Below are 13,721 nucleotides of genomic sequence, written 5' to 3' on the forward strand. Positions count from 1 at the left end.
TTCCCCTCATTCCATGCATCTGATCATGCGTCAGACCTGTAGGGACTCCTCCGCAGGCCTGTAAAGTGCCAATGCAGGCAAGACGTTGCTCAGGTACGCCAAGAACACGTTCGGGTCATCAACCATCGCTTGGAGTGCAACCACGCCATCAGGTCTGACCAGTAAGGCTTCCCCTTTACGCAGCGCCATGGCTTGGTTACGTCCAGCCGACACCTCAATGACAGACACGACATCAACCTGCCCACTGGCCTGCAGTTGCTGACTCAACTGGGTAGGGCACGCCCCGCGAACCAGCAACACGAATCGCCCTGCTCGCATCAGTGCATGGCTGCTCTGCACACCCACGTCGGTGTGCATCTGGACAGAGGGCAACAAGCGGCCCACCCACCGCCCACCGCCGGCGACAAGGGCCTGCTCCCCGTACCGTTGGCCCAGGCCCGAAAATGTCATTGGGAAGCCAACAGCGATGTGATGGCGGTTGTCCATTGTCGGCAGCCACCGGCGCAATGCGCCAGCCGGATCGCAATCCTGGCGCAGGATCAAACGGGTGTTGGCGTCGGTGGTCGCAATCATCTGAGCCGCCACCGGCTGGCGCTCATGCGTATAGCTCTCCAACACCGACGGGTACAGGTTACCGTTCAGTACGCCTGCCAATTTCCAGGCGAGGTTGAAAGCATCCTGAAACCCCGTGTTCATGCCCAAGCCTCCTACCGGACTGAACAGGTGGCAGGCGTCTCCGCACAGGAACACCCGGCCTTGCGAGTAGCGACGCGCCAGCCGGTTGTAGAAGCGAGAATTGGACTCCCAGATGATGCGCTCCAGCTTGACCCCACAACGACCGTAGCGGTCGGTGAGTTCCTGGTAGAACGCCAGAGGATCGCCCTGCACCTGGGCAACCTTGCCGTCGCTGGCCTTGATGATGACCCGGTGGGTACCGCCGGCCTGGGGGATGATCAGGAAAAAACTGTCCTCACGGACGTAGTAATGAACCTTGCCAACCTCCCCTGCCCAACTGACCTGCGCATCGAACATGAAGAACTCAACACCGAAATCGCTACCTTCGAATTCGATGCCCATTAATGTTCTGACGGTGCTTCGACTACCATCGCACCCCACGACGTAATCAGAGCTAAGAATACGGCCATCGTCCAGCTCCACCTCGACCCCCTGCTCGGTGGGCGTCAATGCAGTCACACTGCTGCCTCGTTGCAGGCTCCCCCCCAGGTCTCGATAGGCATGCTCAAGCACAGCTTCGGTCTCGGGCTGGGAAATGCCGAGAATGTAGTCATGAACCGATGGCAAGTGGCGATAGTTCACATGCATCGTGCGCCGATTGTTCCAGTAGACCAACAGGTCGTGAATCGGCATTCCCTGTTCAATGAAGGCGTCCGCCAACCCGACCATGTCCATGATTGCCAGCGAGTAAGCGTTCATCGAGGACGCCTTGGACTGTGTGGAGCGCGAGTGACGCCGTTCTAACAGCGTCACATCGACCTGCATACGCCGTAACAAGTAGGCGGTCAGTAACCCGACTGGCCCGGCGCCGACCACTACCACGTGATGCTTGCCTTGTTCAGTTTTCATATGAAGCTCCTTTGCCCGTTAAGCCATGGGCGGGAAATCTAGTCGCCCACGACATGCCCTGCCGTAGGTTCAGCGCGACGCCCCTGACAACGCCATCCCATCCTTGCCAGCCTTACCCGAGGTACACAGCAGACACCCGCCCTGAGCCTGGAAGACCCCAGCCAGCGCCAGCGCACCATGACCACTCAGGTGATTGGTGTCGGCATAGGCAGGCAGACCGTCATGCAGGAAGCTGCTGTCCTGTAGCACTTGGTAAGCCGCAGCCAAGTCGACCCAGTGAGCGTTCGCTATCCGAGCCACCATCGCCTTTACCTGGAGGTTGCCTTGCGCGCCATGCTCCACAGGGGCAGCGCCCAAGCGCAGACCGAGACGACTGAACAGAGGCGAATGTTGCATCGAGCGGTCGAGCACTGGCGCATCGTGGAAGAAGTACAACGGTGTCTTCGCCGCAAACCTATGCAGGCGCTCCTCATTCAAGTCCACCGGTACGCCATCGACCTTTTTAAGTACATCGTATGCACCGGCAAATAGGTTGAAAGCGTTAACCACGAAAATGGCTTTGTAGCGGGCATGATTCTGCTCAATGAAATCAAGCATCGCTGCACATTTGGCGCGGCGTTCATCCGTCAACACGATAGCCGGTACGCGCTTGGCCATACCCCACTCGGCCACTTGGCACCCACCCACTTCATATGCCGTAACGGAAAAGCCTTCCGCTTTCGCGAGGGTGTCGATGAAACCGCCCAATGCCGCACCGTGGGAGTCACCTACCATCAAGACCTGCTCGGAGGAATGCGCGCCGATGTGGCAGCGCTCATCCACGGCGGCCTTGCTGGGATCCAGGTCATTCACTTCCCAGCAGGGCGCTACCCAGCCTTCGGTCATATGGATGTTCTGGCCATTGACCGTCAGGTTGGCATACCGCTCACCCATTATCGGGGGCAAGTTCAATGCCTCCAGGCCGGTCATAGCCACGATCAGTGCAAAAGACCCCATGGAAAGCCCGGCAAAACCCGTGAAGGCGGCCTTGAACCCAAGCCTGGAACGAATCAAAGGGCGCTCTACACCCAAGTAGGTCAGTACTGAAAGCGCCACGATCAGCACCAGCAAGCAGGCCATCATGCCCATCGACAAGTCGTTGTCGCCCTCGATAAAGCGTGCGATTGCCAGCACAGGCCAATGCCACAGGTACAATGAGTATGAGATCAGACCGATGCCCACCAGCGGGCGCCAAGCCAAGACCCGGGCAATCGTCGAAAGCTCGCCGTCGGTGGTTCGCCCATATCGGATCAGCAGCAGCGTACCTAAGCACGGAGCCAGTGCGTGCAAGCCGGGGTATGGCTGCTCTGCCAACCACAGGAAACTGCAACCCAGCAACAGCCCGCCGAGCAAGGACAAAACCTCAAGGCGTGAACGCGCCTGGACTTTAGATGTCGGGGCCAAGGCGATGAATGCGCCCAACGCCATTTCACCGAAGCGTGGGATCGAGAAAAAGTACACGCCTGCTTGCTGCCCAGCGTCACGCACCCAGTATTCACCCAGGGCAAAACACAGCACGCCGATCACCATGCAGCCGACCATCAACGCCCGCTTGCGCTGAGCCGGCGCTAGCCAGCGGCCGGCCACCCAGCTGCCAGCCACCAGCAAAGCTGGCCAAATGAAGTAGAACTGCTCCTCAATCGACAGCGACCAATAGTGCAAGAAGAAATTCTGCTGAGTATCCTGGGTGAAATAATCACTCGTGAAATGGTTGAACAGCGACAAGAGCACGAACTTCGCCGCAGGCAGCAACATGCTGTTCAGTTGGCTGGCAGCCAGTACGCTGACCAGAAATACCAGAAAAGCCGCCGGAAAAATCCGCTTGACGCGGCGGGCATAGAAACCTGTGAATGTGAAGGTGCCGTCGTTGATCGCCGATGTGATGATGCGGGTGATCAGATAGGCAGATATGACGAAAAACACATCCACTCCAGCAAAACCGCCCGGCAACCAGGCCGCGTTGAAGTGAAATGCCATGACCGAGAGAATTGCCAGCGCGCGCAGCCCATCGATGTCTGCGCGCCGTTGAAATCCATTCATTACCCTGATTCCCAGCCCCCTCTCCGGGGGCATAAGGTCTGTGAAATACCGCTGTCAGATGCGACTCAGGCAGCGACCTGAGGCACCTCGACCGGTTCGTAGAAGTGTGTACTGCTGAGGTCGACCCGAGCGGCGCCCAGCGACAAGCCGACGCCAAAGCCACATAACACTACGTGCTCGCGCTGCGGCCAGTCAGCCGCTGGTAAGGATGCGAGCAACAGCGGAATCGACGACGGGCCGGTGTTACCTACCTCGCGCATATTGATCGGCACTTTGGCGCGTTCGACGCCCAGCAACTTGCGCAGATAATTGAGCATGAAGCCGTTGGCCTGATGCAGCGCCAGTATGGGCACGTCTTCCAACGTCAGGCCGCAGTGAAGCAAGAGCTCCTCAATTGCCGGCGGGACACCGTTCAATGCAAAGTTCATGATTGCCGTGCCGTTCATGTGCAGGTAACCAGCTTGTCGACTGCCCCCTTCTGGCGGTGGAGAGCGCCAAGGCGTATAGAGATGCTCCCTGCCCCCTTGGGAACGTATCAGCAGGTCGATCCCGCCCTCACCCGCCTCCAGTAAGGTCGCACTTGCCGCATCACCGAACACCATCCTGACTTGCCGATCCGCCGGGTCAAGTAATGTACTGGTGACATCACCGGTACAGAGCAAGACCTGTCGACACCCCCCTGCACGAATCAGCATGGCTGCCTGATAGAGACCATAGATGTAGCCCGAGCAGCCATAGTTGATATCGAACGCCACACAGTGCTCACTCAACCCCAAGCGCTGCTGCAACTGCACAGCCACGCCTGGCATGAGGTCATCCGGTGTTTGCGTCACGACCACGACGGCATCGATATCAGCTGCAGCCTTGCCGCTGCACGCCAGCAAGTGCCGTGCTGCCGCCTCGCAAAGCGCGCCGGTAGTCAGGCTGCCTGCAATCCTGACTGTTTCGATACCCGTGCTATGGATGATGCGTTTGACTTCCTGGGCGCCGAACTCACCCGCCAGTTCCGTCAACGCCAATCGTTGCTCCGGTAGAGCCGCGGTCAACGCTGCGATGCGCACCCCCGCCAATCCCACCTTCATTTTCGCTTACCCTCACTGCCAGCCTCATTGATGGAGGCCAGCAACTCACCGTACGTGGCAATTTTGTCGAAGACATCATTGCTCAGCGTGCGCTGATACTGGTCACGCACGAGTGCCAACACGGAAATCTGCGTCAGTGAGTCCCAGTTATCGAAGTGTCCAAGCGCTGCGTCGACGTGAAGTTGATCGACAGTGACCTCCAGCAGCTTGGCCAGCTCATTGGCGAAAGCTTGTTCGTTCATCTCATATCCTTGAGTGGGTTGCGACTCTTCTTGAAACGCGCGGTATGCAAGCTGTCCTGGGTGAGGATCACTTTGCGGGGTAATTGGAAAGCCGGGAGTCGATCTTTGCAAAATGCGTAGAGCCGGGCCTTGAAGTCGGCAAGAGACTCATCTTCAGGAAGCGAAAAGGTCGCCGTGATCAGGCTGCCTGCAATGGCATGCCGCTCATGGCTGACCATCACATCCAAGATCCTGGGCAAGCCCTTGAGCACGTTCTCAATTTCACTGGGGAACACCTTCTCACCGCCCACGTTGATCATCTCTGTGGCACGGCCCAGCACTTTCATCCAGTCGCCCCGCTGCACCACCGCGTCGCCAGTACGGTAGAAGCCATCTTCGGTAAAGGGACTTGGAGCATTCAGATAGCCCAGCATCGTGCTGTTGTTGCGAATTTCCAGCAGCCCGTCGACGACCCGTACTTGGCATGCCTCATCGCCCAGTTTCATCCAACCTGAACGGGATGATTCAGAGCGCGCCGGTACCACACCGGTCTCGGTCAACCCATAGCTTTGCGACAGGCGCGCATGCGGCAGAAGCTTGTGCAATCGGTGCAAGACCTGCTCAGGCATCGGCTCGGCACTGTAATTGATGACTTCCAGCGAACCGAGATCGTGATCTTCGAAAGCACCACTGAGCAGCAATAGGTTGAGGAAGGTTGGCGATGTGGTCAGTGCCTGTACACGATGCTGCTCGATGGCCTTTGCCACCGGCGCAGGCTGGCGAGACGCCGGGATAACCAAGCAGCTACCGTTGAACAGCGTATAGAAAAGCGCATTAAGCCCACCGATGTGATCGAACAACAAAAACGCAATACTGGTGAGCCGCCGCTTGCGCTGTTGATGCCGCTCAAGCAACGCCAGTGCCTTGTGTACGCTGGCCTTGGGCGTACCTGAGGAGCCCGAGGTAAAAATGATCACACCTGGGGTATCTTGATCGCGCAGCTGCCTGATCAAGGCCGGTTCGATGCTGCGGGTTTGTGGCGTCACGCACAACTGCCCCCGCTCATCGAAGTTAGCGACCCACTGCGCCTGGCAGATGTCATGCAGGACCTGCAGCTGCGCGCTGGGACGGGGCGTGATCAGGGCGACTGTACAACGGTTGAGCCAAAGCGCAATGAGAACGGCGATGGCATCGGGACAAAAATCTGTCACCAGGGATACCGTACTCCCCGGTTCAACCCGATCAAGCAACACTGACTTGGCGTGGTGCACGCTTTCAAGCAACTGGTCATAGCAGGTTGGACGGTTATGATAGATTACCGCTGGCGCATGTGGATGCTCGGCAAACCGCTTCAACAGCGTCTGGAGTGCGTTCATACGCCACCCAGGTAAATGTTCTGCCCCGTGACGAACCCACTGTGCTCGCTGACGAAGAAGTCGACCACATTGGCCACATCAGCCATTTCACCGAAACGGGCAATGGCCTGGCGCGCCAGCAGACGCTGCATCTTGTCCTGCGGAACTGATCGAATCAAATCAGTCTCGATCGGTGTCGGGCCAACAGCATTGACGGTGATACCAAAAGCAGCCAACTCCCGGGCCATCACTTCGGTCAGTGACTTCACGGCGGCCTTTGACGCGGCATAGATCGCTTCACCCTCCAGCTTTAGTGGCGTGGCCACCGTGGTGAAATTGACGATGCGACCATATTTGCGGGTAGACATCAACTTGGCCGCTTCACGCGCAAATAGAAAGCTGCCGACCACGTTGGTATCGAGAATCTGTTCCACGGTTGCCAGCGGTGTCAACATCGTGTGGTTCATACTAGCGATACCGGCATTGTTGATCAGGTTATCTAGCCGTCCATAGTCCCGACGTATATACGAAAAGATCGTTTTGGCCGTCGCCTCGTCAATGACGTCAGCGACGAAGTGCCTGTAGCCAGGCAGTTCCCAGTCGATGTCACTTCGACTGCAGCCAACTACCTGATGGCCGCGGGCGACATAATGCTCGACCAAAAACTTGCCGATGCCTTTGCGTGTACCCGTGATCAAGGTCACTGGAGCTTCATGCATGAGCGTGCTCTCCAATCAGAGTCACGACATGTTCAGTCAGTGATGCCACGCTGGCAAACGGGCTGCGCCGGGCTGACATCGCTTTCTCGCTGGCAAGCACGATCGCCACTCCAAACGCCTCTTCGACCGCTTCCTCTACCGAAACGATCAGTGACACCAACGACATGGAGTCCAATTGCCCTTCTGCGCCGAACAGCGCAGTTTCAGACCCTGCAGTACAGTCGACCGGTTGCGCCAGTACATGGCTCAGCCCATCTACCGCAGCAAAAATGATGCCCTCGACTTTATCCTTCACACGCAAATCCCTCTTGGTTATATCCAGGTCCGTTGAGCCAGAGATCAAGACTGCTGGCTGCACGTGGCCTGGGTATACTCTCCAAGCGGTACTGACTTTCCTAGCTGGGAAGATTCACACTGCGAGTTTTGACAGGTGCCGGCTATAACTTTGAAAAGACTGTTCACGCGGCAAGATCGAGCGGTGACAAAGTTGAGGGTTGTGCGCAAACGCCTGGCAAATGCCAGAGTTTTGCGCCTTGGGCAGTGACGTGCAGAGTCAGGCCTTCACTGTCGGCGGGTGGGTAGTCCTGACCGGTGATTCGAGTATGCCCATCGCTATTTCCGAAAGAGCCATGGTGACCTCCTGAACCTGCCAGAAGCCAAATGCTCATCTCGTCCACGATCCCGCTCCATCGAAAAACCGAACTGGGGTCTATCCCATTCTGGTCTCAAATCTGGCCTTGAATGACTTGCCCGGCAATCCGTGAAGAACCAATAAAAGCGGTTTGCACGACCGGTATGAGGTACGAGACCTCTAAAAACACACCCTCAACGAAACTTGTGCGGCCGGCTCATCTCGCGCCGGTAAGGCTTCATAGACGCTTTGAGTGCTGGCTCAACGCACATTGCGTTTCTGCACCCGCTCATTCAACGTTTGCCGGGCTACACCCGAGCGCTGCGGAACTGTTTGTCTCTACCACTAACCGGCAAGGCTTGACTCTACCGTAAGGGGCAGACTTTACCCTTGGCACTTCATTACCTGGAGTTTGTCATGAAGCGCAAACGCATGCTCGTAATCCTCGGCCACCCTTCGAACAACAGCTTTTGCGGCGCTGTGTCCGAACGTTATGTCGAGGCCGCCACGCAAGCAGGCCATGAGGTGCGCCTGCTGCGCCTGGACACCCTGGATTTCGATCCGGTCTTGCACGATGGCTATAACCAGATCCAGTTGCTTGAGCCCGATTTGATCGACGCACAGAACGACATTACCTGGGCCGAACACCTGACATTGGTGTACCCGATCTGGTGGGGCGGCATTCCGGCGTTGCTCAAGGGGTTCTTCGACCGCGTGTTTCTGCCCGGTTTTGCCTTCAAGTACCGCAAGGGCTCGCCTTTCCCGGATAAGCTGCTCAAGGGCCGCACGGCTCACCTTTTGGTGACCATGGACACGCCACCGTGGTACTACCGGTGGGTGTATCGCATGCCGGGCCTGCACCAAATGCGCAAGACCACCCTGGAGTTCTGCGGCATAAAACCCCTGAAAACCCTGACCTTCGGTCCGGTATTGGGCTCCAAGCCGCAACAGCGCGAAGCCTGGCTCAAACAAGTCCAGGCAGTCGCCAGCCGCTGATCGGCCCCGGTCGGGCCGTGCCTCTGCGCTGCCCAGCCGAGCCTCCCTGCTGTGACACCTTGTCCAACTTGGCTTCCCACACCCTGATGCTCGTGCAAAGATGTCGCGCGCCTGTACGAGCACGCGACATCTTTTCGCTTCTGATGCGTCAAAAAAGGGATTTTCATGTACATCGGCAAAGCGGCCCAGCTGTCGGGCACCACCGTCAAAAGCATTCGACATTACGAAGAAATCGGCCTGCTGCCCCCCCCGCAACGCGAAGGCAAGTACCGCATCTACAGCCAGCAAAGCGTAGAGCTGCTGACCTTCATCAAATGCGCTCAGCAACTCGGTTTCAAGCTCAAGGAAATGCAGGCCATTCTGCAGGATCATCGCGGCCAGGAGCTGCCCTGGGATCTGGCCATGCAGGCCATCGATAACAAAAAGCAGGAATTGATGGGGCAGATCCAGGCCTTGCAGCAAGTGCATGACGGCTTGGTTGAGTTTGAGCTGAGCCTCAAAGATGCTCAGATGCAATGCCAGTTCGAACACCTGAAAAAAGCCCGCTGAATCCGCTCCGCTGCCCCTGAACGGCCATGGCGCACGGTGCCGTTTTCAGCACGCAGGCGCCACGGCGAATTAGCCTGGCACAGCCCCACCCCCCGGCTGCTCACCCTCTTGCACTGCTGGCTGCGGCACAATCGCGGCAAAGAACCACGGCGAAATCAGCGTGACCAGCAAAATGCTAATGAAGCCGCCGGATGACAGCGCCAGTATCACCAATACACCCAGGTCAATGACGGGTTTGTAGGCGCAGAACAGTAGCGCGGCAAAGCCCATCGAGAAGATCACGACATTGACCACCGTCGAGCGCCCGACGCCCTGCATGGCCGCCAGGATAGCCTCGTCGATCTCGAAGCCCTTCTGCACCAGCATCCTGATCCGTGACAGCAGGTGTACGACGTAATCCACGACGCCCACCACCAGGAAAGTCACCAGTGTGGTACCGATGCTCAACTCGATGTCCAACAGGTACATGCTGCCGTACACCGTCACCGACGTGGTCAGCAACGTCAGCATGCCGAGGATGGGCAGACACGGCGTATTCCGGCAAGTCGCCGGCTATCAGCCCGCACTTGATCGCGGTCTGCGTGAACAGGCGGTCGTCCAGCGCGACGTTGTACTGCAACTGGTTGAAGCGCAGCCGAGAGCGAGTACCGGCGATGAAGTCCTCGGTTTCGCTGTGGGTAATGCTGTCGATCTGGTCGAGGTCGGCATAGGAGTAGTCGCTACCCATGAACGCCCCGCGTTTGTCGGTGGTGGAAATCCTGCGGGTCTGTCGGCTGACCGGCAAATACATCCATTGGCTGTCTTCGAGGCCCAGGACCTCGCGCGGATTTTCGATGTGAAAGGCGACGTCACGCACATCACTCGGCGCGGAGAAGTACAGGGTGAATTTGTCGCTGTCCGGGTAATCCTTTTGCAGGTAGCTGAACTCGCGGATGCGGCTGTTACCTTGGGATCCTGACAGTCTTTAGGCGTCGTCGGGCGGGCTGTTCATCTGACACTCTCTTTTAGCCAGCCGTACCTGCGCTTGAGGCAGCCGTACTGCAGAGCCCAAGCTCTGTACGAAAAGCCTTGATACTTGTTCATGCTGCGTTGAAAACAGCCTCGGAATGCTCATGTACTCCAGTACAGTCGGGCGCGACCCCAGCCGTTCCTCGGCTGTTTTCGCCTTGCCTGACCTGCGTCTCAAGACTTTTCGTACAGCGCCTAGTGTGGTGTTTTGCAAATATGGCCAATAACTCGCGAGCGATTTTTGCGTTCAGGCAAGGCGTCGCGACGAGTCGTAGCCCAGCTACGGCGAGGAGCGACAACGCCGCATGAGTGCAAAAAGCGCCGCGAGTTATGGTCGTTATTTGTGAAACACCACACTAGAACTCCACCTTGCCCCGCCCCATCTTGATAGTGCTGCGTCTGGCTTTTCCTTCGAGCCGGCGGGTCTTCGAGCCGAGGGTCGGCTTGGTGGGGCGGCGCTTTTTCTCGGTCTTGCCGGCAGCGATGATCAACTCGGCAAGACGCGCCAGTGCGTCAGCGCGGTTCTGCTCCTGGGTGCGGTACTGCTGGGCCTTGATGATCAACACGCCGTCACCGGTGATGCGACTGTCACGCAACCCTAACAACCGCTCCTTGTAAAACTCGGGCAGCGACGAGGCCGGGATGTCGAAGCGCAGGTGCACCGCGCTGGACACCTTGTTGACATTCTGCCCACCCGCGCCTTGCGCGCGAATGTATGTCAGTTCGATGTCGGCATCCGGCAGATGCACGTTATTGGTGATGGTCAGCATGACATGGCCCTTGTAATTGCCCTCATTATTACAGCCTGCGCCGCTATCCCATAGCACCACACACAGTTCCTTGAATCAGCGCCGAAGTCTACCATTGCTGACCTCATGCATTTGTCTGGTTGCCATCCTCGGTACCTATCGAGGCATTCTTGAAATGCTGCCCTCCAACGCGCTGAACTTTCAGACGGCAATACTGGAAAATACGCGCAAGGACCAATACCCTGCCAAGGATACAACCTAGACGAGTTGATCATGTCAGGGACTACACCGTTTCAAACCCCGCGCTGGATGCGTGACCTCGTCCGCTTCCTGCCACTGAAAAGCCAATTCGTCCTGTCGGGCAACATCCGCGACCTCCAGGCTTGTGAGGTCGTTCCTGGCACGGTCACGGCCCAGAGCTTCAACCAGACCCTGTGCAATGCCCTGCTCGACACCGGCTATAGCCATGTGCTGGCTTGGGACCCGGTGGCTGGTTTTCGTGTGCTTGGCAAGCCCGGCAACGACCCGGCACCGGGCCAAGCCCTGCTCCAGGAACTCGGCCTGACCCCGGTGAACGGCGCCGCGCCTGCGGGTATCGACCTGCTGGCCGCCACCATGCAGCGGCTGCTGGCCCGCACCGATACGCCTGTCGCCCTGATCATCGACTTCGCCTCGCGCCTGGCGGTACGTAGCGATTCCTTGAGCGCGGCCGAGCATCAGCTGTTCACTCAGGCCTTGGTGCATGCCCACCAGGCGCGCAGCCGGCCCCAGCCACAAACGCGCAAGCCATTCTTCAATACGCTGCTGTGGCTAGTGGAGAAAGAAGGCGACCTGCCGGACTGGCTGCTGGTCGACAACCCCCGGATTCGCCACATTCCCGTCTCAAAACCTGACCAACTGGCCCGCCGCGCCCTGGCCCCGGCGCTGCTCAAGGGGCTCGCCGGTAGCCAGGAGGCGAGTCTGGAAGCGCTCGCCCAGGCCGCGGACGCCTTCGTGCAGAACACCGAAGGCCTGCTGCTGCTCGACCTCAGCGCCATCGCGCAACTCGCACGGGTCGAAGGTGTGGGCATGGTGCAGATCGCTGATGCCGTGCGCCGGTATAAAGTGGGTGTCACCGAAGACCCCTGGCTGCGCATCGATCGCCAGCGCATTCGCCAGGGCGAAGAACTGGTGCACCAACGGGTAAAAGGCCAGGACCACGCCGTGACCCACATGCTCGACATCGTCAAGCGGGCAATGACCGGCGTCGGCGCCAGCCGCAAGGGCAATCGCCCGCGTGGCGTAGCCTTCCTGGCTGGGCCGACCGGGGTGGGCAAGACCGAGCTGGCCAAAACCATGACCAGCCTGCTGTTCGGCGACGAAAGCGCGTATATCCGTTTCGACATGTCGGAATTCAGTGCAGAACATGCCGACCAGCGCCTGATCGGTGCACCACCCGGCTATGTCGGCTACGACGTCGGTGGCGAACTGACCAATGCGATTCGCGAGAAACCCTTCAGCGTCGTGCTGTTCGACGAAATCGAAAAAGCCCACCCGCGCATCCTCGACAAGTTCCTGCAAATTCTTGACGACGGCGTACTGACCTCCGGTCGCGGTGACCGGGTGTACTTTTCCGAGGCGCTGATCGTGTTCACCTCCAACCTGGGCATCTACCGCCTGGGCGAGAATGGCGAGCGCGTTGCCAACGTGCTGCCGGGCGAGCCTTACGAGCAGGTTCGGGAGAAAGTCCACTGCGAGATCGACCGGCATTTCAAGCAGGTGCTCAATCGTCCGGAGATCCTCAACCGTATCGGCGAGAACGTCATCGTGTTCGACTTCATTCGTGAGGATGTCGGTCAGCAGATCTTCGAACAAATGGTCGATGGCACCTTCAAGGACCTGCAGCAGCAGAAACTGCACGTGGCCATCGCCCCTGAGGCGCGCCAGGCATTGCACGCTTTGTGTCTGCGCGACCTGTCCAACGGCGGCCGTGGCATCCGCAACCAGCTCGAGGCGCATCTGCTCAACCCGCTGGCGCGGGCCCTGTTCGACCAGGACGCTCAACCTGGCGAGCATTTCACCATCAGCCGTCTGGGTGTCGGCGAATTGACCCTGGAACGCCGTTGACCATGGAACTGAGCCTGTCCCGCGTGCACTTCCCGGTCACCACCCTCGGCCCTGGTCGTCGCCTGGGCATCTGGTTTCAGGGCTGCAGCATCCGCTGCGCAGGGTGTATTTCCGTCGACACCTGGGGGCCAGGCAAGCGCCGCGTGGGCATCGCACAGTTGCTGAAGCAACTGATGCCCTGGCTGGCCGAGGCTGAGGGCATCACCGTCTCCGGCGGCGAACCCTTCGACCAGTTCCCTGCCCTGCTCGCCATGCTCCAAGGGCTTCGCCAGTCGAGCCCACTGGACATTCTGGTGTACAGCGGCTACTCGCTGGAGCAACTGCAACCCCAACTGCAACAAGCCGAAGGCCTGATCGATGCGTTGATCAGCGACCCCTTCGACAAGCGCAGCGAACAATCCCTGGCCTTGCGTGGCAGCGACAATCAGCGCCTGAACCTGCTGACCCCGCTCGGCCATGAACGCCTTGCCAGCTACCAGCGTCCCCTGCAACCCGCTGACCAGGCCCTTGACCTGATGTTCGACGAGAACGGTAGCGTGTGGATGGCAGGGATCCCTCGGCGTGATGACGTACTGCGTCTGCGCGACCTTTTGAACGCGCAAGGCCACCAGGTTAGCACCAGCGTGCACCGCCACTGACCGG

At 58.8% G+C, this 13,721-nt stretch carries 12 protein-coding genes and 2 pseudogenes; 4 read left to right on the forward strand and 10 right to left on the reverse strand.

Annotation, left to right across the window (positions count from 1 at the left end; genetic code table 11):
* Window positions 1-30: 30 nt before the first annotated feature.
* The 7 genes from J3A98_RS12560 to J3A98_RS12590 all read right to left on the reverse strand — a co-directional run bounded on the left by J3A98_RS12560 (window position 31) and on the right by J3A98_RS12590 (window position 7,335).
* The gene (locus J3A98_RS12560; RefSeq protein ID WP_209966484.1) at window positions 31-1,584 is read right to left on the reverse strand and encodes an FAD-dependent oxidoreductase; all 1,554 of its coding nucleotides are present in this window, start codon (window positions 1,582-1,584) and stop codon (window positions 31-33) included.
* 69 nt (window positions 1,585-1,653) lie between these two features.
* Entirely contained in the window at window positions 1,654-3,696 is a 2,043-nt protein-coding gene (locus J3A98_RS12565) for an acyltransferase family protein (RefSeq protein ID WP_209966486.1), read from the reverse strand.
* 32 nt (window positions 3,697-3,728) lie between these two features.
* On the reverse strand, window positions 3,729-4,745 hold the full coding sequence (locus tag J3A98_RS12570) for a ketoacyl-ACP synthase III (protein WP_047602930.1): 1,017 nt from the start codon (window positions 4,743-4,745) through the stop codon (window positions 3,729-3,731).
* Window positions 4,742-4,987, reverse strand: a complete 246-nt coding sequence (locus J3A98_RS12575; RefSeq protein WP_129932937.1) for a phosphopantetheine-binding protein — start codon at window positions 4,985-4,987, stop codon at window positions 4,742-4,744. The genes J3A98_RS12570 and J3A98_RS12575 overlap by 4 nt, the downstream gene beginning before the upstream one ends.
* Window positions 4,984-6,342: a fatty acid--CoA ligase family protein gene (locus J3A98_RS12580; RefSeq protein ID WP_209966488.1), complete on the reverse strand. Its 1,359-nt coding sequence runs from the start codon at window positions 6,340-6,342 to the stop codon at window positions 4,984-4,986. The genes J3A98_RS12575 and J3A98_RS12580 overlap by 4 nt, the downstream gene beginning before the upstream one ends.
* Window positions 6,339-7,040: an SDR family oxidoreductase gene (locus J3A98_RS12585; protein ID WP_209966490.1), complete on the reverse strand. Its 702-nt coding sequence runs from the start codon at window positions 7,038-7,040 to the stop codon at window positions 6,339-6,341. The genes J3A98_RS12580 and J3A98_RS12585 overlap by 4 nt, the downstream gene beginning before the upstream one ends.
* Complete coding sequence (locus J3A98_RS12590) at window positions 7,033-7,335, reverse strand: acyl carrier protein (RefSeq protein WP_108078388.1); 303 nt, start codon at window positions 7,333-7,335, stop codon at window positions 7,033-7,035. Before J3A98_RS12590 ends, J3A98_RS12585 begins: the two co-directional genes overlap by 8 nt.
* Window positions 7,336-8,088: 753 nt before the next feature.
* Between J3A98_RS12590 and J3A98_RS12595 the strand changes: the two genes are divergently transcribed.
* Both J3A98_RS12595 and J3A98_RS12600 read left to right on the forward strand, forming a co-directional pair.
* Window positions 8,089-8,667, forward strand: a complete 579-nt coding sequence (locus tag J3A98_RS12595; protein ID WP_209966493.1) for an NAD(P)H-dependent oxidoreductase — start codon at window positions 8,089-8,091, stop codon at window positions 8,665-8,667.
* Between the two features lie 165 nt (window positions 8,668-8,832).
* A complete protein-coding gene (locus tag J3A98_RS12600; RefSeq protein ID WP_209966496.1) occupies window positions 8,833-9,216 on the forward strand; it encodes a MerR family transcriptional regulator in 384 nt (127 codons plus the stop codon).
* Window positions 9,217-9,285: 69 nt separating this feature from the next.
* Here J3A98_RS12600 and J3A98_RS12605 read toward each other — a convergent pair.
* The 3 genes and pseudogenes from J3A98_RS12605 to arfB form a co-directional block, all read right to left on the reverse strand.
* Window positions 9,286-9,735: pseudogene (locus J3A98_RS12605) on the reverse strand (transporter); the annotation flags it as partial.
* Between the two features lies 1 nt (window position 9,736).
* A pseudogene (locus J3A98_RS27190) lies at window positions 9,737-10,165 on the reverse strand (outer membrane lipoprotein-sorting protein); the annotation flags it as partial.
* Window positions 10,166-10,580: 415 nt separating this feature from the next.
* Window positions 10,581-10,994, reverse strand: coding sequence for an alternative ribosome rescue aminoacyl-tRNA hydrolase ArfB (gene arfB, locus J3A98_RS12615; protein ID WP_021782324.1), 414 nt, complete (start codon window positions 10,992-10,994; stop codon window positions 10,581-10,583).
* Window positions 10,995-11,246: 252 nt separating this feature from the next.
* Between arfB and J3A98_RS12620 the strand changes: the two genes are divergently transcribed.
* Together J3A98_RS12620 and J3A98_RS12625 are read left to right on the forward strand one after the other, a co-directional pair.
* The gene (locus J3A98_RS12620) at window positions 11,247-13,079 is read left to right on the forward strand and encodes an AAA family ATPase (RefSeq protein WP_209966498.1); all 1,833 of its coding nucleotides are present in this window, start codon (window positions 11,247-11,249) and stop codon (window positions 13,077-13,079) included.
* Window positions 13,080-13,081: 2 nt separating this feature from the next.
* Window positions 13,082-13,717, forward strand: a complete 636-nt coding sequence (locus J3A98_RS12625; protein WP_209969852.1) for a 4Fe-4S cluster-binding domain-containing protein — start codon at window positions 13,082-13,084, stop codon at window positions 13,715-13,717.
* Window positions 13,718-13,721: the final 4 nt, after the last annotated feature.

This window comes from Pseudomonas sp. BP6 (assembly GCF_017875935.1).
Taxonomy (GTDB): domain Bacteria; phylum Pseudomonadota; class Gammaproteobacteria; order Pseudomonadales; family Pseudomonadaceae; genus Aquipseudomonas; species Aquipseudomonas putida_Y.

What these genes read in the sequence shown, in the direction of transcription:
- J3A98_RS12560 (WP_209966484.1), bottom strand. Translation starts at nt 1,584, where the DNA reads ATGAAAACTGAACAAGGCAAGCATCACGTGGTAGTGGTCGGCGCCGGG.
- J3A98_RS12565 (WP_209966486.1), bottom strand. Translation starts at nt 3,696, where the DNA reads ATGCCCCCGGAGAGGGGGCTGGGAATCAGGGTAATGAATGGATTTCAA.
- J3A98_RS12570 (WP_047602930.1), bottom strand. Translation starts at nt 4,745, where the DNA reads ATGAAGGTGGGATTGGCGGGGGTGCGCATCGCAGCGTTGACCGCGGCT.
- J3A98_RS12575 (WP_129932937.1), bottom strand. Translation starts at nt 4,987, where the DNA reads ATGAACGAACAAGCTTTCGCCAATGAGCTGGCCAAGCTGCTGGAGGTC.
- J3A98_RS12580 (WP_209966488.1), bottom strand. Translation starts at nt 6,342, where the DNA reads ATGAACGCACTCCAGACGCTGTTGAAGCGGTTTGCCGAGCATCCACAT.
- J3A98_RS12585 (WP_209966490.1), bottom strand. Translation starts at nt 7,040, where the DNA reads ATGCATGAAGCTCCAGTGACCTTGATCACGGGTACACGCAAAGGCATC.
- J3A98_RS12595 (WP_209966493.1), top strand. Translation starts at nt 8,089, where the DNA reads ATGAAGCGCAAACGCATGCTCGTAATCCTCGGCCACCCTTCGAACAAC.
- J3A98_RS12600 (WP_209966496.1), top strand. Translation starts at nt 8,833, where the DNA reads ATGTACATCGGCAAAGCGGCCCAGCTGTCGGGCACCACCGTCAAAAGC.
- arfB (WP_021782324.1), bottom strand. Translation starts at nt 10,994, where the DNA reads ATGCTGACCATCACCAATAACGTGCATCTGCCGGATGCCGACATCGAA.
- J3A98_RS12620 (WP_209966498.1), top strand. Translation starts at nt 11,247, where the DNA reads ATGTCAGGGACTACACCGTTTCAAACCCCGCGCTGGATGCGTGACCTC.
- J3A98_RS12625 (WP_209969852.1), top strand. Translation starts at nt 13,082, where the DNA reads ATGGAACTGAGCCTGTCCCGCGTGCACTTCCCGGTCACCACCCTCGGC.